This window comes from Arthrobacter sp. D1-17 (assembly GCF_054130535.1).
This window is the reverse complement of sequence record NZ_CP096382.1, coordinates 3,210,039-3,230,672: the sequence shown is the minus strand read 5'-3', so window position 1 is coordinate 3,230,672 and position 20,634 is coordinate 3,210,039. Positions and strand designations below refer to the sequence as shown.

Genomic DNA, 20,634 nt, shown 5'->3' with positions numbered 1-20,634 from the left:
TGTTTGAATCCCACCTATGCTGATGCCATGTCAAAGTCCGGGGAGATGCTTCCGTCTGGACTTCGCCCGCCGCTAAACGTCGCACTGGCGAAGGCCGTGAAGGGTCTTCCTGCAGTGGGGGCGTTGCCGGCCCCGGTATGCTTCGAGCCCAAGTGGGACGGTTACCGCGTTCTGATTTTTCGTCAGCAAGGCAGTACGAGCCTGTGGTCCCGCCAGGGCAAGGACCTGACCCGGCATTTCCCGGAAGTCGAGGCTGCGGCGGCCGACATGATTCCCGACGGTTGTATTGTCGACGGCGAAGTCGTCGTGTGGTCCGGGGGCCGGCTGCACTTCGAAGCCCTGCAGCAGCGGCTGACGGCAGGGAAGGACAAGCTGCAGGCCCTCGTCGGCGATCTTCCGGCAAGCTTCGTCGGCTTTGACGTGTTAGGCGTCGCCGGGCAGGACGCCAGGGATCTGCCGTTGCTGGACCGGCGGGCGCTGCTGGAGGAACTCTCTACGGTGTGGTCCCCGCCCCTGGCGCTTTCCCCGCAGACGGGTGACTGGGATCTCGCGCGGCAGTGGTTTGAGGACCTGGCCGGCGCCGGCCTTGAAGGGGTCGTGGCGAAAAGCGGTGGCCAGCGGTACCTCGGCGGCCAAAGGATCTGGCTCAAGGCCAAACTTCTCAGTGACCTCGATGTGGTGTGCGGAGCTGTCATCGGCCCCGTCGGCCGGCCCACGGAAATCGTGGCAGGACTCCCCATCGGGGGAGAACTTCGCATCGTGGGCCGCAGCTCGCGTTTGAAAACAGCAGACAGCGGGGCGCTGGCCCGCTGGCTGCGGCCCTCTACTGGCACCCATCCCTGGCCGACGACGGTCAAGGGCACGGCGCTTGACCGGTTCAACCGCGACGCATCGCCCGTGGAACTCACCCTGGTCGAACCTGTCGTGGTGGAAGTGGCGGCGGATGCGGCTTGGTCGGGGAAGTCATTCCGGCATGCGCTGCGCTTCCGCAGGGCCCGTCCTGAACTGGACCCGGCCTCTGTCGAAGTACCGGCGAGACTGCCGATTGCTGAACGTTAGGACCTCTTCCTGCTTCCTGGCACGTGCTGGCTTGTCCCGGTTCGGTTCATTCCTGGCCAGTGGTGGCAGTCTGTTGGCCGGGCTCACCGGTTGTAGTAGTGCCAGTACCGGCTGGTGGCGTTCACATCGGCCAGCAGCAGCAGACCGCTGTTAGCGGTGCCCCCTGCCACGCTGTTCAGGTTTTGCTTCGTCGACGTCACGTTGTGGACATACTGGTCGGCGTCCACGATGCGGGCTGTCTTCGTGGTGGTGAAGTTGATGTCGTTCAGCGGCGTGGACTTCTCGTAGATCGCACCGCCCGAGGTGGTGCAGACACCGGCGTTGGCCGTGCCGCTGGGCTTCGGATAGGTAGCGAAGGTCCGCAGTCTCTGCGTGCTCTCATCAATCATGACGATCACCCGGTTCGGGCACTCCGCCACGGTCGCGATCGTGTGCGCCGACCATGCCGAGGTCGCATTATTCAATGCCAACAGCTGGATCAGCGGCTGGGACGCCGACGTGAACGACGTCTTAATCGCGGAGAAAACCCGGCCGCGCGAGGAATCCAGCCACTTCAGGTTCATATGGTCATCACTGCTGCGCTGGCCCTTCACCGCCGCGACAGGAGCGGTCCAGGTGGTTTTCGCCGCTCCGTCGACGTGGTAGCTCCAGTACATGCCGTCGGTGGCGTCACCGACCTGGCGGCTCCACATCACACCGATCTTGCCCGGTCCAAACGCGATCACAGCCGAGGTGTCATCCACAGAGACATTGCCCAGCGAGGCAGGATGGGGGAACGGCGTCCCCCAGGTCTTGCCGTCCGTGGCAGTGACGTTCAGGTAGATCCGGTTTCCCTGCTGCCAGGTGGCCCATACCCGGCCCGTGGAGTCCTTATCGATGGTCAGGGCCTCAACACGGTGGTCGTTGATTTTTGTAGAACTCAGCAGCGAGTACGTCTTCTTACTCGCGTTGTAGCTGTAACGCCGCATCGTCGTCGGGTGGTTCGGCTCAGCCCGCCGGCCGTCGTTGACGAACCGATAGCTTGCCACATGCAACGTTCTCCCGTCCCACAGCACGTCATGGTGGGTGTCCGCCCGCTTGTCCGTCGCCACACCTGTATCAACCCACGACCTCGTCGCGGCATTGAACCGGAAGATATGAAAATCCGAGCTGGCAGTGTCCCACAGGCTCCCCCACCAGGACCCGTCGTTGAACCACAACGCACTCGTCGCCCGCTTCGAGCCCGTCGGCGTCCCCGTCCCTGAGTGTGACCGGCCTTCAACCCCAACATCCCCCGAAGCAGCCGACGCCGGAACCGGCACCACCAGGACACCACTCAACGCCAGCAACAGCGCTGTGAGCAGTGCAGGTAACCGCAGCTGACGCGGGCCTCCTCGCAGACCTGGGCAGGCCGAGCGCCTGCCTCCCGGCCTTACGCCAAGCCAGGGAGTCCTGCGACCGCGACCACGCCCCCGCAACAGCGTTACTTCCTGGCGTTGAACGTCGACCTGAATAGGGTTGGTCACTAGCCTCACCACTCATTGGAGTTGTTTGCCTGTGCCAGTCCCGAGCAGCGCTCCCGCTTGGGCAGGAGAAATCGAAGCGCCTGCTGCTGCTGTCCTGGCACCTTACGCGCACTCCCCTCCAGACATGTTCACCCGAGCAACTTGTAAAAAGCTTCGGAATTTCTTGAACCGCACGAGTCTCAGGGGTGGGAATTATTGGAAATCAGGTTCCATCTGCAGCCTCATCCCGCTGAGCTGCTAACACACGGCTCGGACCGTGCACACCTGGATGAGGGCGAGGTCGAGGACCGGTGACCTAGCGCTGGAGTGCAGGCTCGCTGACTTCTGGCTTTGACCGGCCGGACTCTTTCCGGCCCGGCGGGTAGGCGTGCTTCCTGCCGGCCAGCGTGATGACGAGGGCGACGGCGACCGGCAGCGCTGCGGCGACAGGGACCAGGAGCGGGCCGGCCAGGACCAGGGCGGCGGAGCCGTAGAGGGCGCCGACGGTGATGCCGAGCTGAATGGTCAACACGGTGAGGCCGTTGGCGGCGTCTTTGTACTCGCGGCCGGCCCGGAGGATGGCGGTCTGGTTGTAGACGCCGACCGCGCCGAGGCCGGCACCCCACACGGCCATGAGGACCATGGCGACGGGGATGTTGCCTCCGCCGAGCGGGAGGAGGAGCATCGCGACGGCGATGGCCGCCGTCGTGATGATCAGCGAGCGGCGGGGCCGGGTGTCCACGGTGAGGCCGGCGATCCAGATGCCGACCAGGCCGGCGGCGCCGAGGACGGTGAGGGAGAGGCCGACAGCGTAGTCGGGCAGGCCGGCTTCGCGGATGAACGGCGCGATGTAGGTGAAGAGCGCGAAGTGGGCCAGGACCAGCAGCGGCCAGGCGATGGCCACGGATTTCACGCCGGGCTGGGCGATTGCTTTGCGCAGGGAGGGACGGACGGCGTCAGGGATCCGGCGGACCTGCGGCAGCAGCCAGAGGGCCAGGCCGGTCAGCAGCAGGCCGAAGCCGGCGAGGAAGAGGAAGGCCGCGCGCCAGCCAAAGAGGGTGCCCAGTGCCGTGCCGACGGGGGCGCCGATGGCCAGGCCCAGGCTGTTGCCGCTGAAGACGATGGCCAGGGCCTTGCCCACCTTGTCGGCCGGGACCACCCGTGCGACGAACGGGGCCATGGTGGTCCAGAGCAGGCCGTGCGCCAGGCCCCCGACCAAACGTGCTGCCATGGCCGCGGTGAAGTTGGGCGCCAGTCCGACGAGGACGTTGCTCAGCGCGAAGGTCAGGACGAGTGAGACGAGCAGGGTCTTCCGCGGCACCCTGGCCAGCAGCCGCGCCGCCGGGATCACGGTGACCACGATGACGGCGGCGTAAGCGGCGGCCAGGTAGCCGGCCACGGGCTCGGAGACGTTCAGGCCCTCGCTGATCTGCGGCAGCAGACCGGAGGGCAGCAGTTCGGTGGTGATGGCCGTGAAGGCGATGGTGGCGAGCACCAGCATCGCGGCCAACGGAAAGCGTTTGGGCGCAGGAAGGGGCAGGGCGGAAGACATGGGGGAGCGGATCCATTCAAAAAGGGAGGAGCGGAATGGGACGTCGCTGGCCCGAAAGTTCCAACCACAAAGTTACTGGATTTATTCGCGGCGAGGCAGGCCCTGCCAAACCCTGTTCAGGTTGACTGCAGGCGAAGACGAAATCGGCACCAACTGTCCGGTAACAGAAGTGGTGGCATTGGCGGTCTTCTGGCAGTCGGTGCCGCGGTTTATAGTGCAGCCGTGACGAAGCGGCGGGCCCGGCGGTACACGCCAGACCCGCCATGGCAGAGGGTTTTATGCAGGGAGTTCCAGTTCCCCGGTATCCGATGCCGCCTCTTCCCAACTTTCAGAGGATGGCGCTCATTCCGTGATGGCCGCAGGAACCTGCTGACTGCCGCGCACGGCAGGAGTGTTCCGGCGGCGCCAGTAGGCCGCCAGAACTGCACCGGAAACGTTGTGCCAGACCGAGAAGATAGCGGCAGGCAGGGCTGATTCGGGAGTCAGATACTGCCGCGAGAGCGCTGCTGCAAGGCCTGAGTTCTGCATGCCGACCTCGATTGCGGTGGTGCGACGCGCGGGTACCGGCAGCTTGAACAAGCGGGCCGCGCCGTACCCGAGGGCGTAACCCAGGCCGTTGTGGAGGATAACGGCGGCGAGAACCAGCAGCCCAGCGGCGAAGATGGCCTTTGCGCTTCCTGCAACCACCGCAACAACCACAAGGGTGATGGCGAGTACCGAAATCCAGGGGAGGGCAGGCAGCGCCCTGGTGACCAGGCGCGGCAGGAAGGTTCGGAGCACGAGTCCCAGCAGCACGGGGATCAGCACAACCTGGACGATCGACCACGCCATCGAACCGGCGTCCACCGGCATGTACTGGCCTGCCAGCCAGAGTGCCAGTACGGGGGTCAGCAGCGGAGCAAGCAGCGTTGAAACGGTCGTCATGGCAACGGACAAGGCAACGTCACCCCTGGCCAGGTAAGACACAACGTTGGATGCCGTTCCGCCGGGGCAGCAGCCCACCAGGATGACACCGGCCGCCAGGGCCGGCGGCAGGCCCAGCGCCGCCGCGATCAGCCAGCCCAGGAGCGGCATGATGGCGTACTGTGCCACAACGCCGATGACTACCGGGACGGGACGTTTGGCGATGACGGCGAAGTCAGGGGGCGTGAGCGTCAGGCCCATGCCGAACATGATGACTCCCAGCAGGGGAGTGATCCACGGGGCCAGCCCGGTGAAAGCTGTTGGCGCGGTAAGCGCTACCGCTCCTCCGGCAAGGATAAGCAGGGGAAAAAGGGTGACGGCGACGCGGGCGCTGCGCTCTTCGGCAGCGGATGCCGTCGCGGAAGATTTGGATAAGGAAGACATGACTACCGGATTATCACAGCGGCGGCCGAGGTTGAGAATCAGCGTCTGTTGATGACGGAGGCGGGAGGGTACGACGGCGACGTGCTTCCGCATTTACGTAGCACGGTCACTGCCGCTAGATCCGCGCGGATTCCTAGTATCGGTGTTGGTCCATTTGGCCATCACGGGTCAGATGACTCTTCTGAAATGACCTGCAGCCAAGTGCGATTGCCATCACACTTGGCACGGGCGGATTTACAAAGTTGAGCAAACCTTCCCTAAAAAAATGCAAAGGATCTTAAGTAGGGCAGATTCTTTGCATATGACGTCGACATCCGGCCTGGGTGCCGACATCACCTGCCTGAATGCGTGGGGAGATCCTCTGCGTAGATGCTTTCCCGTTTTTACGGACCTATAGTTGTCGGGCCTGCACCAGCGTGAGCACGTCTTCATCCCGCATCATTACCACCGGATTGAGCGTCCTTCCGCTCTCAGTAGCGCTGATGTTCCGTGCACTTGCAGGCTTAACATCGGATGGACAGCAGGAGAATTTACCAGAGCAGTCGGAGCGCTCCACACGGATAAGGAGAAACTGGAATGTCCGCCACACCAGGCACCAGGCCCATCAGCCAACCACCGGGGGACCTTCCGCCTGCCCCCCAAGAAGGGGTGCACCACCAGCCCGGAAACCGCGACTCAAGACTCGCCAGATGGGTCTTCTGGCCCGCAGCCGCCATCATCATCGTGTTCGTCCTCTTCGCCACGATCTTCCCGGCCGCCGCGACAGCGCTCTTCGGCGCGATCCAGGGCAACGTTATCAGATGGTTCGGCTGGTACTACGTCGCAGCGATTGCCCTCTTCGTAGCATTCGCGCTCTGGATCGGCCTCGGCCACTACGGCAACATCAAACTCGGCAAAGACGAGGATGAACCCGAGTTCTCCGTCATGTCCTGGTTCGCCCTCCTGTTTGCCGCCGGCATGGGGATTGGCCTGGTCTTCTTCGGTGTGGCCGAGCCCCTGAACCACTTCGCCTCTCCCCGTCCGGGTGTGGAAGGTTCGCCTTTGGAGCTCGCCCAGCAGGCGATGACGCAAACGTACCTCCACTGGGGCCTGCACGCGTGGGCCATCTACGTTGTGGTGGGGGTATCTATTGCCTACGCCGTGCATCGCAAGAAGCACCAGATCTCCATTCGGTGGGCCCTGGAACCGCTTTTGGGCCACAAGCGTGTGGCCGGCGCATGGGGCAACCTGATCGACGTCGTCGCCCTGGTGGGTACGCTCTTTGGCGTAGCTGCCTCGCTGGGTCTCGGTGTCCTGCAGATTTCTGCCGGTCTGGAGCAGGTCAACATCGTTCAGGCCACCACTGTGACGCAGATCGGCCTGATCCTCGGCATCATCACATTGACCATCGTTTCCGTGGTGTCAGGTGTGGCCAGGGGCATGAAGTGGCTGTCCAACACCAACCTGGTCCTGGCCGCATTGCTGATGCTCGTGGTGCTGTTCACCGGCCCCACACTGTTCCTGCTGCGGGAGTTCGTGCAGTCCGTCGGCCATTACCTGCAGAACGTCGTTGGCCTTACGTTCAACACCTTGGCCTTCTCCGGGGCGGAGGGTGAAGCCTGGCAAGCAGCCTGGACCACCTTCTACTGGGGCTGGTGGATCTCTTGGGCCCCCTTCGTCGGTATCTTTATTGCCCGCATTTCAAAGGGCCGCACCGTCCGGCAGTTCGTTGCCGGCGTCCTGCTGGTGCCTACCACCGTCGGATTCCTATGGTTCTCCGTCCTGGGCGGCGCGGCGATCCACCGCGAACTGTTCGGCGCCGGGGGCCTGATCAGTGACGACGGCAGCGTGGACACCGAGGGCGCACTGTTCAATCTCCTCGGCAGCCTTCCCGGCGGAGCGGTCCTGACGGTGGGCGCCATCCTCCTGATCGCCATCTTCTTCATCACTTCGGCAGACTCCGGTTCACTGGTGATGGGCATGATTTCCACGGGAGGCGATGTGGAGCCGAAGAACTGGTTGCGCATCTTCTGGGCGCTGGCAGCCGCCGCCGTTGCCATCGCACTACTCCTGTCCAATGGTTTGCAAGCAATCCAAACGGCGGCCATTCTGACGGCAGTGCCTTTCAGTGTTGTCATCGTTCTGATGTGCGTTTCCACAGCCAAGGCTTTCCATCGGGAACACGCCATTCTGATGAGAGCGCAACGCAGGCTTGCCCGCGACGAGATGGCTACATATGTCACCGAACAGGTGCAGGACTCCATGCAGGACTCCGTTCAGGAGCATTACCAGGAGCACGTCGCGGAGCAGATCCACGACTCGGTCCAAGAGCACTATCAGGAGCACCTGGCAGACCAGGTCACCGAGGCTGTGGAGGCCCAGCTCAGTGAGCGGCTCGCTGCGGAGGACGTCCCGGACCAGGAAGCACCAATGACCGGAACGTCCACAGAGAAGCGCAGCCCGTAAAGATAACTTTGTTGGACAAGCCTCATGGTGTGCTAAATATCAGAGCACCAGATAATCGGCACGCCTGTCGGCTTGCAACGGTAATCATCCAGGAGCGGGCCGGCCAGGACCAGGGCGGCGGAGCCGTAGAGGGCGCCGACGGTGATGCCGAGCTGAATGGTCAACACGGTGAGGCCGTTGGCGGCGTCTTTGTACTCGCGGCCGGCCCGGAGGATGGCGGTCTGGTTGTAGACGCCGACCGCGCCGAGGCCGGCAGATGCTGACCAGGCCGGCGGCGCCGGCCACGGGCTCGGAGACGTCCAGGCCCTCGCTGATCTGCGGCAGCAGACCGGAGGGCAGCAGTTCGGTGGTGATGGCCGTGAAGGCGATGGTGGCGAGCACCAGCATCGCGGCGAGCGGGAAGCGTATGGGCACAGGCAGGGGCAGGGCGGAAGACATGGGGGAGCGGACCCATTCAAAGGGAGGAGCGGAGAGGGACGTCGCTGGCCCGGAAGTTCCAACCACAAAGTTACTGGATTTATTCGCGGCGAGGCAGGGACTGCCAGTGCATGTTTCAGGTCGACTGAGGGCGAAGACGAATTCGGCGCCAACTGTCCGAGTACCAGAAGTGACCTGGTCACAGAGGCGGAAAGCGGAAACCCCGGCATAGTAATCATGCCGGGGGCGCGTCATATATGGGCTCGCCTGTCGATACAACTATATTCTAAGCATGCTTACCAGTGGCGTTTCGGGTCAGTCGGCTAGCGGCGGGGCCAGGTGTGGCTCGGGGTGTACGACCGGGTTGTTGCGGTACTTTCAACAGGAACGCGCGCTTATGGGTAAAGTCACCGCAACAATGTAGGACGGAAACGAACAGGGGCTTTCATTGGCAGGGAATGCAACCTTCCGGCATAGCAACACCGCGTTGCTCTCGGTCAGCAGCGTCGAGGCTCCCAGGATCGTAAGTTCTACGGATTTCGACCGCAGGCTGGCTTCGACCCTGCAGCGGCTGAACTTCCCGCCCGGGCTGCTTGAGCGTGTCGCCGGTGTCACGCACCGGCGCTGGTGGGCGGCCGGGACCTCTTTTGATGATGCGGCCACCGAGGTGGGCGCCAAAGCCCTGGCCGAGGCCGGCGTCGAACCGTCAGACGTCGGCCTGCTGATCAACACCTCGGTGACGCGGCGGAACCTTGAACCGTCCGTCGCGGTGAAGATCCATCACGGACTCGGCCTGCCGTCGTCGGCCATGAACTTCGACCTGGCCAACGCCTGCCTGGGGTTCGTGAACGGCCTGACCCTGGCGGCCAGCATGATCGACTCGGGGCAGATCACGTACGCGGTGATCGTCAACGCCGAGGATGCCGAGGCCACGCAGAAGGCCACGCTGGCCCGCCTCCAGCGGCCCGAGACCACGCGGGAGGACTTCAACCGGGAGTTTGCCACGCTCACCCTGGGCTCTGGAGCTGCTGCCGCCGTCCTGGGTCCCGCAGACAAGCATCACGGTGCTCACCGGATCGTCGGCGGGGTGATGCGCGCCGGCACCGAACACCATGAATTGTGCGTGGGCGGCCTTGACGGCATGACCACCGACACGAAAGGACTGCTCGACGGCGGTCTCCAGCTCGTTGTCGACGCTTGGCATGAAGCCCGGCCGGAGTGGGACTGGACCGCCATGGACCGCTACGTCACGCACCAGGTGAGCAATGCCTACACGCAGGCGATTATCGACGCCATCGACCTGGACCCCGCGAAGGTGCCCATCACATTCCCGCGCTGGGGCAACGTGGGCCCGGCCTCCCTCCCCATGACCCTCGCCGCCGAGGCCCAATCCCTTGAAACGGGGGACCGGGTCCTGTGCATGGGCGTCGGATCCGGGTTGAACACCGCCATGCTGGAGATTCTTTGGTAACCGCAGACTGGCCTGGCGTGGACCCGGAATGGTCGCGGGAGATTGACGTTGCCTCCACCTCTGACGCCGATGCCCCGGGCACTGTCCGCCGTTGGCACCTGCTGGACAACGGCGCCCAGCTCTCCCGCCTCGGCCTGGCTCCCGCCGGTACCCTGCTGTGCGTGCACGGCAACCCCACCTGGTCGTACCTGTGGCGGACGCTGCTGGCCGCCGGATCAGATCCCGCCCACCCGTGGCGCGTGGTGGCGGTGGACCAGCTGGACATGGGCTACTCGGAGCGGACCGGCACCTTCCGGCGCCTGGCCGACCGCATCAACGACCTGGGTGACTTGACCAACGCTCTCGACCTCGACGGGCCTGTGGTGACAGCGGGCCACGACTGGGGTGGCGTGATCAGCCTGGGCTGGGCCCTGGCGCACCCGCAGCACCTCGCCGGGGTGGTGCTGACCAACACGGCGGTCCACCAACCCTCCGAGTCGGCAATCCCGCCGGCCCTGCGGCTTGCCCTGCACCCCGCCGTCCACGGTTGGGGAACGACGACGACGGACGCGTTTCTTCGGGTGACGCACTCGCTCGCCCACCCGCCGCTGCCCGCCGGCGTGCGCAAGGCCTACATGGCTCCCTACCGCGAAGCCCGCCGCCGCACTGGCGTAGGAAACTTTGTGGCGGACATCCCCGTGGATGCCTCCCACCCGAGTTTTTCCGCGCTCACCGGCGTCGCGGAAGGGCTGCGCGGGTTGGAGGTACCGGCGCTGATGCTCTGGGGCCCCCGCGATCCCGTTTTTTCGGACCGGTACCTCAATGACCTCATCAGCCGGCTTCCACACGCCGATGTGCACCGCTTCGAAGGCGCCGGCCATCTTGTAGCGGAGGACCGGAACATTGCCGCGCCGGTCTTCCAGTGGCTCGCCGAGAACGTTGGCGCCAAAAAAGTTGGCGCCGGAAAAGTTGGCGCACGCGAAAACTCATCCGCGGAAGCGGACGCCATGACGCCCGCCGGCCAGCGGCCGGACAAAGCTGAGCCGGAGCAGGCGGAATTCCGGCCCCTGTGGGACCTGCTCGGCAAGCAGGCGGCAGGATCCGCGGGAGCGGACACCGCCGTCGCGGAAATGGCGCCGGACGGCAGGGTGGCCCGCTCGCTCAGCTGGCAGCAGCTGGACCGGAACATCCTGGACCTGGCCGAGGGGCTGCGGGAAGCCGGCGTGGCAAGCGGCAGCCGGGTCAGCCTGATGGTTCCGCCGGGGGTGGACCTGACCGTCGCCCTCTACGCCTGCCTCCGGCTGGGCGCCGTGGTGGTGGTGGCCGACGCCGGACTGGGAACCAGAGGCCTCAGCCGCGCCGTAAAAGGCGCCACCCCGGATTTCATTATCGGCATCGACAAGGCGCTCGCGGCCGCCTCAGTGCTCGGCTGGCCGGGACGTCGGATCAGTGTGCGGGAGCTCCCGGCCGCCCGCCGCCGCATGCTGGGCGTCGAAGCCTCCCTCGAGGCCCTGGCACATGCCGGTGCCGGCCGCGGTTCACCGCAGCCAGGGGACAGCGTGGATCCGGATGCTCCGGCCGCCGTACTCTTCACGTCCGGCTCGACGGGCCCCGCCAAGGGCGTGCTCTATGCCCACCGGCAGCTGGCCGCGATGCGGGACACGGTGGCCGCAACCTTCGGAATCCGTCCCGGTGCACGGCTTGTGGCCGGTTTTGCGCCGTTCGCGCTGCTGGGACCGGCACTCGGAGCAGTGTCGGTAACGCCGGCCATGGACGTCACCGCGCCCCGCACTTTGACCGCGAGCGCGCTCGCCGGCGCCGCCGCGGCGATCGACGCTACGGTGGTCTTCGCCTCGCCGGCGGCGTTGCGCAACGTCCTTGCCACCCGGGATGACCTGGACGAAGCAGGGCGTAAAGCTTTGGATGGCGTCGGGTTGCTGCTCTCTGCCGGCGCGCCCGTCCCGGAACCGCTGCTGGCAGAGGTGCAGCGGCTGCTGCCCCGGGCCTCGCTGCATACCCCGTACGGGATGACAGAGGCGCTGCCGGTCACCGACATCAGCCTGGAACAGATCCAGGCCGCCGACGCCGATGCTGCCGCCGGCACTGTGGCGGGAGCAGGCAACGGCGTGTGCGTGGGGTGGCCGGTGCACGGCGCACGGGTCGCCGTCGTGCCGCTTGCGGCCGATGGCACCGCACCAGGATCCCAACCTGTGACCGAGCCGGGCGTGACGGGCGAGATCCTGGTCAGCGCCCCGCACGTCAAGGAAGCGTACGACCGGCTCTGGCTGACCCAGCAGGAAAGCAGCAGCGTGCCCGGATGGCACCGCACCGGCGATGTGGGGCACTTCGACGGCGCTGGCCGGATGTGGGTGGAGGGACGCCTCGCACATGTGGTTACGGCGCCTGGTGCTGTGGTGACGCCCGTGGGCGCGGAGCAGGCCATCGAACGCCTGGACGGCGTCCGGCTTGCGGCCGTCACCGGCGTCGGTCCGGGCGGCACCCAGGCCGTGGTCGCCGTCGTCGAGACCGTCCCGGCGGCGCGGAAAGCCGGCCCTGCTGCACCGCAGCTCGCCGGGAGTGTCCGCAGGGCAGCGCGTGAGGCCGGCGTCCAGGTGTCCGCAGTGCTGGAAGTCCCCGCACAGCCCACCGACATCCGGCACAACGCCAAGATCGACAGGAGCAGGCTGTCCCGCTGGGCTACGCGGGTGCTGGCCGGCGGCCGGCCAGGGAAACCATGAGGGTCCTCGTCACCGGAGCAAGCGGGCTGCTTGGGGGAGAAGTTGCCCGGCTGCTGGTGCGCCAGGGCCATGACGTCACCACCTTCCAGCGCCGTCCGTCAGGGGTCGACGGCGCCACGGACTTCCGCGGGTCCCTGACGGACAATGAACGGCTCGGCCAAGCAGTCGAAGGCGCAGAAGGAATCATCCACCTGGCAGCGAAGGTTTCCTTCACGGGCCGCACCGCGGAGTTTGATGAGGTGAACGTCAAAGGAACCCGCCGCCTGCTCGATCGCGCCCGTGCGACGGGGGTGCGGGACGTGGTGTACGTGTCCTCCCCGTCTGTGGCCAACTCCGGTGCCGCCATTGCCGGCCTTGGCGCGGAGCCGGCGGACCCGGAACGCGCGCACGGCGACTACTCACGCACCAAGGCGCAGGCTGAGCTGTTGGCGCTTGCTGCCGACGCTCCCGAATTCCGGGTCGCAGCCGTGCGGCCCCACATCGTCTGGGGCCCCGGGGACACGCAGCTGGTGGAACGGGTCCTGGCACGGGCCAGCTGTAACCGCCTGCCGCTGCTCGACTCCGGTGCAGCCCTGATCGACACCACCTACGTGGACAACGCCGCCGCGGCCATCGTCGCTGCGCTGCACCGGATGGAAGACGTGCACGGCAGGGCCCTGGTGGTGAGCAACGGCGAGCCGCGGCCGGTGGGGGAGCTGCTGGCGGGCATCTGCGCGGCGGGAGGCGTTCCTGCGCCGTCGTGGTCCGTGCCCGGTGCGGTGGCACGGGTGGCGGGAGCTATGGTGGAGAAACTGTGGACCTGGGCCGGAAGGAAAGAGGAGCCGCCGATGACCCGGTTCCTCGCCGAGCAGCTCTCCACCGCCCACTGGTTCGACCAGCGTGAGACCCGGGAACTCCTCGACTGGACCCCCGCTCTCTCGATTGATGAGGGGCTGGCTAGGCTGGCGGAGCACTATGGTTCTCAGCGTTAGGGCGTACCGATCCTGAGGGTCGAGTGTCCAGCCGTGCCGTGCACAAGTGGGCGGCTGAATGCGAAAGTACGTCGCACTCATATGGGAAAAAATCGTGGTCCAGGCGTCTTTCGGTCATTCAAAAGCAGCGTGACAATTATCGCGCAGTCCTGTTTTGTAACCGCGGGGAAATGTCGACGCCAAAGGCTGGTGATCAATAATGAAAAAGTTAAACCCGACCGGCTTTAAGGATCAGCAGGCTCGGTATCATGGCAGGCCGCTTCGCCTCGCTTCATCGCTGTCGATCGCGGGCTTCTTGACGTTCGTGACAGCCACCCTTTTTCACGCGGGTGGGCCAGCCAACAACCACAGATTGATTTTCACAGAATACGCAGCAAGCACGAACTGGATCGTTGTCCATCTGGGGCAATTTGCTGGCATGGCACTATTCGTCGCCGGACTCCTTGTACTCTACTTTGCTCTGGATATCCGAGAGGGAAGCGCGGTCTGGGTAGCGCGGCTGGGTGCCGTTTCTGCCGCACTGGCCCTCGGTCTTTACGGAGTCCTGCAAGCTGTGGACGGTGTCGCACTCAAGCGGGCAGTAGTTGCCTGGGCTATGGCACCCGAGGCCGAGTCGGGGGATCGCTTCGCCAGTGCCGAGGTAATCCGATGGATTGAGTGGGGAATCAGGAGTTATCACACCATAATGCTTGGTTTCGCTTTGGTGTTGCTCGGCAGCGCAGTTGCCTTCACGGCAAGGCTGCCGAAAGTGCTGGGGTTCCTGATGGGGCTGTCTGGCCTCACCTACTTCCTGCAGGGCTGGGTGCTCGGGATCGAGGGCTTCTCCGAGACCAATACGGTGGCGATTTTGGCCGGGTATTGCCTCACTCTTGCATGGACGGTTTGGCTTGTCGTGATGGCGTGGCGGCAGAACGAACGGCCAGGGCAGCTCAGCTCGTAGCGGACTACTGCCCCGGGTGTTCAGTGAGCAGGGCGAGGTCCGGCGCAGTTCGGTCGGCCACGGCCCGCTAAGGTCATTTCATGACCACTGACGCTCTCCGGCCCGTCTATTTCCTTTCGGACAGCACCGGCATCACCGCGGAAACGCTGGGCAACACGTTGCTGACGCAGTTCCCCGGGAACAATTTCGACCGCATCACCATCCCGTTCATCACCACGGTTGAGCAGGCGCGGTCCGTCGTCAAAATCATCGACGGCGCCGCCGCCGCCGGACCTGCCCCGCTCGTCTTTTCGACGGCGGTCAGCAGTGAAATCCGCCAGACCTTGTCCGCGTGCAAGGGAACCATCGTGGACCTCATCGGCACGTACGTGGAACAGCTGGAGCAGGCACTGGGCAGTCACGCCAGCGGGGAACCCGGCAGGGCGCACGGCCTGGGAAACGCTGCGCGCTACCAGTCCCGGATGGCCGCCGTCGAATATGCCATGGAGCACGACGACGGCCAGAGCCTGCGTGCGCTGGAGAAGGCCCAGGTCATCCTGGTGGCCCCGTCCCGCTGCGGGAAGACGCCCACCACCATGTACCTGGCGCTGCAGCACGGGATCTTCGCCGCGAACTTCCCGCTGGTGGAGGAGGACTTTGCCCGGGAAGGGCTGCCCAAGTCGCTGAAGCCGTTCGTGTCGAAATGTTTCGGCCTGACCACCAACCCGCTGCGGCTAAGCCAGGTCCGCGCCGAACGGCGCCGCGGCTCCTCCTACGCCTCACTGCGCCAGTGCGGGTTCGAGCTGCGCAGCGCGGAGCGGCTCTACGAATACCACGGGATTCCGTACCTTAATTCGGCCAGTGTGTCCGTCGAGGAGATGGCGGCCACCATCCTGCAGAAGATGAACCTCAAGCACTAGGGAAAAGTTTCACAAAGTCGGTGTGGCGCACATCATATGGCGCGCCTCTCATTGGCCTGCCAGTGTGGAGGGGACTTTATGCCCATAACCGGCCACCGCCGGGAGCAGGGCCTTGGCATTTCACCCTCTGCGAAGGAGCAGTAACTATGGCAACAGACATCCTGTGGTTCTCGGAACTCGGGCTCAAGGACCTGGACCGGGTGGGCGGCAAGAACGCCTCCCTCGGCGAGATGGTGCAGAACCTCACCTCCGCCGGCGTCCAGGTGCCCGACGGGTTCGCCACCACTGCAGATGCCTACCGCCGCTTCCTGGCCGAGTCGGGGCTGGACCAGCACATTGCCGACCGCCTGGTGGGCCTGGACACCGATGACGTAACTGCCCTGGCAGCCGCCGGCCACGACATCCGGGCCCTGGTGCGGCAGACCCCCTTCCTCCCCGACTTTGAGGAGCAGCTCCGGAATGCCTACCGGGAGCTGGTGGAGAAGCACGGCGGCTCCGAGGACCTCTCCTGGGCCGTCCGGTCCAGCGCGACTGCGGAAGACCTGCCGGACGCGTCTTTCGCCGGGCAGCAGGAAACCTTCCTGAATGTCCGCGGCATCGAGAACATCCTGACCGCCATCAAGGACGTGTTCGCGTCGCTCTACAACGACCGCGCCATCGCCTACCGGGTGCACCACAAGTTCGAGCACGCCGACGTGGCACTCTCGGCGGGCGTGCAGCGGATGGTGCGCTCCGACGTCGGGGCCTCCGGCGTCATGTTCACCATGGACACCGAATCAGGCTTCCAGGACGCCGTGTTCGTCACCTCCTCCTACGGCCTCGGCGAGGCCGTGGTCCAGGGTGCCGTGAACCCGGACGAGTTTTACGTGTACAAGCCGGCGCTGCAGGCGGGCCGGCCCGCCATCCTCAAGCGCGGTCTGGGCGAGAAGGCCCTGCAGATGACGTACACGTCCAGCCAGGAAATCGGCCGCACCATCGACTTTGTCCCGGTGGAGGCATCCCTGCGGAACCGCTTCAGCCTCAGTGACGAGGATGTGGAGCAGCTGGCCCGCCACGCCGTGGCCATCGAGAACCACTACGGCCGCCCGATGGACATCGAATGGGGCAAGGACGGGATCGACGGCGGCCTGTACATTCTGCAGGCACGCCCGGAAACGGTGCAGTCCCGCCGCGCCCCCGGCAGCCAGAGCCGCTTCCGCCTCAACGAAACTGGCCCGGTCCTGGCCGAGGGCCGCGCCATTGGCCAGCGCATCGGCGCCGGCAGCGTCCGCATCCTCACCGCCATCGACCAGATGGCCTCGTTCCAGACCGGCGACGTCCTGGTGGCTGACATGACCGACCCGGACTGGGAACCGATTATGAAGCGCGCCTCCGCGATCGTGACCAACCGCGGCGGACGGACTTGCCACGCGGCCATCATCGCCCGGGAACTGGGGATCCCCGCCGTCGTCGGAACCGGCCACGCCACGGACGCACTGTCCGACGGGCAGGAGGTCACCGTCTCCTGCGCCGACGGCGAGACCGGCGTCATCTACGAAGGCCTGCTGGACTTCACCGTGGAGGAAACCGGGATCACTGAGATGCCGGAGGCCCCCGTCAAGGTGATGATGAACGTGGGAACCCCGGAGCAGGCGTTCACCTTCGCCCAGCTGCCCAACCACGGCGTGGGCCTGGCCCGGCTCGAATTCATCATCAACCGCCAGATCGGCATCCACCCCAAGGCGCTGCTGAACCTGGACAGCCAGCCGGAGGACGTGGCCGCGCAGATCCGGGAGCGCATTGCCGCCTACAGCAGCCCACGCGAGTACTACATCAAGCGCCTCGCCGAAGGCGTCTCCACCATCGCCGCCGCGTTCGCGCCGGAACCGGTGATTGTGCGCATGTCCGACTTCAAGTCCAACGAGTACGCCAACCTCCTAGGCGGACCGGCCTACGAACCGCACGAAGAGAACCCGATGCTCGGCTTCCGTGGCGCCTCACGCTACCTGGAGCCGTCCTTCCGCGACTGCTTCGACCTCGAGTGCGAAGCCCTGTCCTTCGTCCGCAACGAGATGGGCCTGACCAACGTCAAGATCATGATCCCCTTCGTGCGGACCCTGAAAGAAGCCCGCGGCGTCATCGAGCTGCTCGCCGAGAACGGGCTGCGCCGGGGCGAGAACGGCCTGGAAGTGATCATGATGTGCGAGCTACCCTCCAACGCGCTGCTTGCCGACGAATTCCTGAACTACTTTGACGGCTTCTCGATCGGCTCCAACGACATGACCCAGCTGGCTCTGGGCCTGGACCGCGACTCGGCGATCGTGTCCGCAGGTTTCGATGAACGCGATCCTGCCGTCAAGAAGCTCCTCAGCATGGCCATCAGTGCCTGCCGGGAACGCGGCAAGTACGTGGGCATCTGCGGCCAGGGCCCCAGCGACCACCCGGACCTCGCCGAGTGGCTGGTGGATCAGGGCATCGACTCCGTCTCGCTGAACCCGGACACTGTGGTGGACACCTGGCTCCGGCTCGCAGACGTCGCGGCCAACGTTTCCCCGGGCGCTTCAGCCGAGGCTGAGCCCGTGGCCCTGGCGGGGGCGGTCTGACCCCCTAGGCTGACTCTCGTGCCGCCGTCGGGCATTCCGACGGCGGTGCGCGGCTTTAAATGGTGCGGCCCTCTTATGCGGGTTTGCAGCTTAGCCAGCTGGCCGCCGTCGTGAACTACGACGGCGGCCCGCGGGCTTTGGCTCTAAAGATGGCGCGGGTGGGCCCTACTTGGATTATTGGGGACACTGCCTGGCTGCAAGGAGGGCGAGTTCGTAGATAAGCCGCTGAACTTCACCCTCGCGGCCGCTGGTCTTGGAGGGCGGCGCTTGTGAGGCCTTGAGTTGCTTACTTGGAGGAGCAGGAAGGGGCCCACGGACTGCCGGCGGTGCCCGGCAGTCGGCACGAAGGTCCGCTGGGTCAGCGTCGCCCCGCGGTCCTCGCGCGGCCCAATCAATTGTTACGGGCAGAAGCCCAACTGAGACAACGAGGCTCAAGATCGCATCAAGAAGAGCGCAACATCTGGCCAAGATCCTGCAGGTTTCGGCTTCTGCACCTATGAGCAAACTAGGCTTGGCGACAATACGTTAGTCGGCTAAACGAACCGGCGAACCATGGGCCTGCGTAAGCCCACTTTATTGGGGAATTGATTGTCGAGTTACCACGCCCTTTTGGGTTCATCACCGTCCTCGCCGACGCCGAAGCCGCCGCGTAAACCATATGCCTCCACCGTCATCGTAGGAATGATCACCGCACTGTTCGCGCTTCTGGGGGCGCTCAGCAGTGGAATCGGACTCGCGCTGGTACTCCTGGCCATCGCGGTTGGGCTCACCGGGATGTACGTCCTCCTGACCGGACGCCGCTCCTGGGCCATGCTGCCCGCAAAACGCAAAGCGGGTGCCGTAGCGCTCGTCACGTCATTCGCCCTTTTCATCGCCGGTGGCCTCGCCCTGCCGCCAGTGGCCACCCTGGACTTGGAAGCTGCCGCGTCAGACAGCACAGTGTCAGCCGCGCCCGTCAGTGCGAGCCCAACCGCTTCAGCCAGCGCCAAGCCGTCGGCCGCTCCTACTGCTACGGAATCCGGCGCGCCGCTGAACCCGGAGATTGCTGCCGTGGCGGCGCAGGGCACTTCGGCGTCGGCACCGAACGGGCAGCCTGCTTACGCTACGAAGGCACTGGACCTGCTGGCAACCCTTCCCGTCAAGGGCAGGGCGCCGAAGACCGGGTATGACCGAGCGCTGTTTGGGCAGGCATGGGCGGACGCTGACCGCAACGGCTGCGACACGCGGAACGACATGCTCAAGCGGGACCTCACAGCGATCACCTACGTCAACAGCGCGCCGTGCAAGGTGAAGTCGGGGACCCTGGCGGATCCGTATACGGGCACGAGCATCAACTTCCTGCGCGGGCAGGCTACCAGTACCGCGGTGCAGATTGATCATGTGGTGGCACTGAGCGACGCCTGGCAGAAGGGCGCACAGCAGCTGACTACCGAGCAGCGGACTGCCTTTGCGAATGATCCGCTGAACCTCCAGTCGACGGACGGCCCCACCAACCAGAAGAAGGGCGACGGCGACGCCGCGACTTGGCTGCCGCCCAACAAGGGGTTCCGGTGCGAGTATGTCGTGCGGCAGATCTTGGTGAAGGCGACGTACAGCCTGTGGGTGACGCAGGCGGAGCACGATGCCATGGTACGGATATTGGGCGCCTGCTTAGAGCAGTTGGCGCCGACGAGCGTACAGGCTCCTGCGCCGGTTGAGGCAACACCTGCACCTGCCGCTCCTGTTCCGGCCGCGCCAGTCCCCGCTCCGATTGCTCCTGTAGTGCCTGCACCCGCAACTGCCTACTACTCCAGCTGCGCCGCCGCCCGAGCCGCAGGCGCTGCACCGCTTTTTGCGGGACAAGCTGGGTACCGGCCGGCCCTGGACCGCGACTCCGACGGCGTGGCCTGCGAGTAGCCACTGAGCTTTTCGGGGACTACACATCTCATTCTCACCATCAATACAAAACACTCCTAGGGGGAAACAATGACAAAAGTAGGAAGCTCTAAGAGGACTCTCGCCCTTATTGTGCTCACCGGCCTCATGCTCACTGGCTGTGGGGGAGCCAAACAGGAGGCAGCAGAGCCAGCCGCTGCCGCCGCCCTCGCCACGGCCGTTCAGAAGGTTACGGTTCCCGGCGTTGTGGGCCTGACTCTGGACAAAGCCACAGAGCAGTTGGAAGATCTCGGGTTCGAAGTGGAGGCCGTGGACATCGTCGATGGCAAGTCGATCGTTGTGGAAAAGAACTGGCAGGTGATCACCCAGGACCCCACCGAAGGCACCAGCGCGGACACGGGATCCGTGGTAGAGCTCGGTGTCAAGTCCCTTGACGTGCTTGCGGCAGAAAAGGCTGCCGTGGAGAAAGCGGCAGCCGAGAAGGTCGCAGCAGAAGCGGCAGCAGCGGCAAAGGCCGCGGCTAAAAAAGCTGCAGCCGAAAAAGCTGCAGCCGAAAAAGCTGCAGCCGAAAAAGCGGCGGCCGAACGAGCGGCGGCCGAACGAGCGGCGGCCGAACAGGCTGCGGCTGCGCAAGCTGCTGCCGCCGCGCAAGCCGCTCGGGATGCGGCAGCGCGGGCGGCAAAGCCGGCACCAGCCCCAGCGGTACCAGCGCCCGCGGCTCCCGCTCCGGCCGCCTACTACGCCAACTGCGCCGCTGCTCGAGCAGCGGGAGCCGCGCCGGTTTACGCGGGCGCACCAGGTTACGGCACTCACCTCGACAGGGACCGCGACGGTGTCGGCTGCGAGTAGCAGGCTAAAGGTTTGAAGTGCCGTGG

The 20,634-nt window shown here is 65.3% G+C and carries 14 protein-coding genes and 1 pseudogene; 11 read left to right on the top strand and 4 right to left on the bottom strand.

The genetic code is table 11. The annotated features are described in order from the left end of the window. Positions 1 to 27 precede the first annotated feature (27 nt). Positions 28 to 1,059, top strand: coding sequence for an ATP-dependent DNA ligase (locus tag M1E01_RS14925; protein ID WP_457972341.1), 1,032 nt, complete (start codon positions 28 to 30; stop codon positions 1,057 to 1,059). A gap of 83 nt (positions 1,060 to 1,142) precedes the next feature. Here the strand turns inward: M1E01_RS14925 and M1E01_RS14920 are convergent, their stop codons facing one another. Continuing rightward, positions 1,143 to 2,087, bottom strand: a complete 945-nt coding sequence (locus M1E01_RS14920) for a hypothetical protein (protein ID WP_457972340.1) — start codon at positions 2,085 to 2,087, stop codon at positions 1,143 to 1,145. A gap of 160 nt (positions 2,088 to 2,247) precedes the next feature. On the opposite strand from M1E01_RS14920, the gene M1E01_RS14915 reads away from it, so the two are divergent. Further along, positions 2,248 to 2,421: a hypothetical protein gene (locus tag M1E01_RS14915; protein ID WP_457972339.1), complete on the top strand. Its 174-nt coding sequence runs from the start codon at positions 2,248 to 2,250 to the stop codon at positions 2,419 to 2,421. A gap of 438 nt (positions 2,422 to 2,859) precedes the next feature. Here the strand turns inward: M1E01_RS14915 and M1E01_RS14910 are convergent, their stop codons facing one another. Beyond that, positions 2,860 to 4,095: an MFS transporter gene (locus tag M1E01_RS14910; protein WP_457972338.1), complete on the bottom strand. Its 1,236-nt coding sequence runs from the start codon at positions 4,093 to 4,095 to the stop codon at positions 2,860 to 2,862. Positions 4,096 to 4,437: 342 nt separating this feature from the next. Beyond that, the gene (locus M1E01_RS14905; protein WP_457972337.1) at positions 4,438 to 5,442 is read right to left on the bottom strand and encodes a bile acid:sodium symporter family protein; all 1,005 of its coding nucleotides are present in this window, start codon (positions 5,440 to 5,442) and stop codon (positions 4,438 to 4,440) included. 576 nt (positions 5,443 to 6,018) lie between these two features. Between M1E01_RS14905 and M1E01_RS14900 the strand changes: the two genes are divergently transcribed. Then, positions 6,019 to 7,887 (top strand): BCCT family transporter, encoded by a 1,869-nt coding sequence (locus M1E01_RS14900; RefSeq protein WP_457972336.1) that lies wholly within the window; start codon positions 6,019 to 6,021, stop codon positions 7,885 to 7,887. Positions 7,888 to 7,976: 89 nt separating this feature from the next. Here M1E01_RS14900 and M1E01_RS14895 read toward each other — a convergent pair. Next, positions 7,977 to 8,141 (bottom strand): annotated as a pseudogene (locus tag M1E01_RS14895) (MFS transporter); the annotation flags it as partial. Positions 8,142 to 8,752: 611 nt separating this feature from the next. On the opposite strand from M1E01_RS14895, the gene M1E01_RS14890 reads away from it, so the two are divergent. The 8 genes from M1E01_RS14890 (at position 8,753) to M1E01_RS14855 (ending at position 20,608) form a co-directional block, all read left to right on the top strand. Next, entirely contained in the window at positions 8,753 to 9,775 is a 1,023-nt protein-coding gene (locus M1E01_RS14890; protein ID WP_457972335.1) for a 3-oxoacyl-ACP synthase III, read from the top strand. Continuing rightward, positions 9,769 to 12,492: an alpha/beta fold hydrolase gene (locus M1E01_RS14885; RefSeq protein ID WP_457972334.1), complete on the top strand. Its 2,724-nt coding sequence runs from the start codon at positions 9,769 to 9,771 to the stop codon at positions 12,490 to 12,492. Before M1E01_RS14890 ends, M1E01_RS14885 begins: the two co-directional genes overlap by 7 nt. Next, entirely contained in the window at positions 12,489 to 13,463 is a 975-nt protein-coding gene (locus M1E01_RS14880) for an NAD-dependent epimerase/dehydratase family protein (RefSeq protein WP_457972333.1), read from the top strand. The genes M1E01_RS14885 and M1E01_RS14880 overlap by 4 nt, the downstream gene beginning before the upstream one ends. 199 nt (positions 13,464 to 13,662) lie before the next feature. Then, the gene (locus M1E01_RS14875) at positions 13,663 to 14,403 is read left to right on the top strand and encodes a hypothetical protein (protein WP_457972332.1); all 741 of its coding nucleotides are present in this window, start codon (positions 13,663 to 13,665) and stop codon (positions 14,401 to 14,403) included. Between the two features lie 80 nt (positions 14,404 to 14,483). Beyond that, positions 14,484 to 15,302, top strand: a complete 819-nt coding sequence (locus M1E01_RS14870) for a pyruvate, water dikinase regulatory protein (protein ID WP_457972331.1) — start codon at positions 14,484 to 14,486, stop codon at positions 15,300 to 15,302. Between the two features lie 146 nt (positions 15,303 to 15,448). After that, a complete protein-coding gene (ppsA, locus tag M1E01_RS14865; protein ID WP_457972330.1) occupies positions 15,449 to 17,884 on the top strand; it encodes a phosphoenolpyruvate synthase in 2,436 nt (811 codons plus the stop codon). Between the two features lie 681 nt (positions 17,885 to 18,565). After that, a complete protein-coding gene (locus M1E01_RS14860; protein ID WP_457972329.1) occupies positions 18,566 to 19,780 on the top strand; it encodes a GmrSD restriction endonuclease domain-containing protein in 1,215 nt (404 codons plus the stop codon). A 69-nt stretch (positions 19,781 to 19,849) separates the two neighbouring features. Beyond that, positions 19,850 to 20,608, top strand: coding sequence for an excalibur calcium-binding domain-containing protein (locus M1E01_RS14855; protein WP_457972328.1), 759 nt, complete (start codon positions 19,850 to 19,852; stop codon positions 20,606 to 20,608). Positions 20,609 to 20,634 lie beyond the last annotated feature (26 nt).

Excerpts from the sequence above, each read along its gene's own strand:
- M1E01_RS14925 (WP_457972341.1), top strand. The coding sequence starts at position 28 with ATGTCAAAGTCCGGGGAGATGCTTCCGTCTGGACTTCGCCCGCCGCTA.
- M1E01_RS14910 (WP_457972338.1), bottom strand. The coding sequence starts at position 4,095 with ATGTCTTCCGCCCTGCCCCTTCCTGCGCCCAAACGCTTTCCGTTGGCC.
- M1E01_RS14905 (WP_457972337.1), bottom strand. The coding sequence starts at position 5,442 with ATGTCTTCCTTATCCAAATCTTCCGCGACGGCATCCGCTGCCGAAGAG.
- M1E01_RS14900 (WP_457972336.1), top strand. The coding sequence starts at position 6,019 with ATGTCCGCCACACCAGGCACCAGGCCCATCAGCCAACCACCGGGGGAC.
- M1E01_RS14880 (WP_457972333.1), top strand. The coding sequence starts at position 12,489 with ATGAGGGTCCTCGTCACCGGAGCAAGCGGGCTGCTTGGGGGAGAAGTT.
- M1E01_RS14875 (WP_457972332.1), top strand. The coding sequence starts at position 13,663 with ATGAAAAAGTTAAACCCGACCGGCTTTAAGGATCAGCAGGCTCGGTAT.
- M1E01_RS14870 (WP_457972331.1), top strand. The coding sequence starts at position 14,484 with ATGACCACTGACGCTCTCCGGCCCGTCTATTTCCTTTCGGACAGCACC.
- ppsA (WP_457972330.1), top strand. The coding sequence starts at position 15,449 with ATGGCAACAGACATCCTGTGGTTCTCGGAACTCGGGCTCAAGGACCTG.
- M1E01_RS14860 (WP_457972329.1), top strand. The coding sequence starts at position 18,566 with ATGATCACCGCACTGTTCGCGCTTCTGGGGGCGCTCAGCAGTGGAATC.
- M1E01_RS14855 (WP_457972328.1), top strand. The coding sequence starts at position 19,850 with ATGACAAAAGTAGGAAGCTCTAAGAGGACTCTCGCCCTTATTGTGCTC.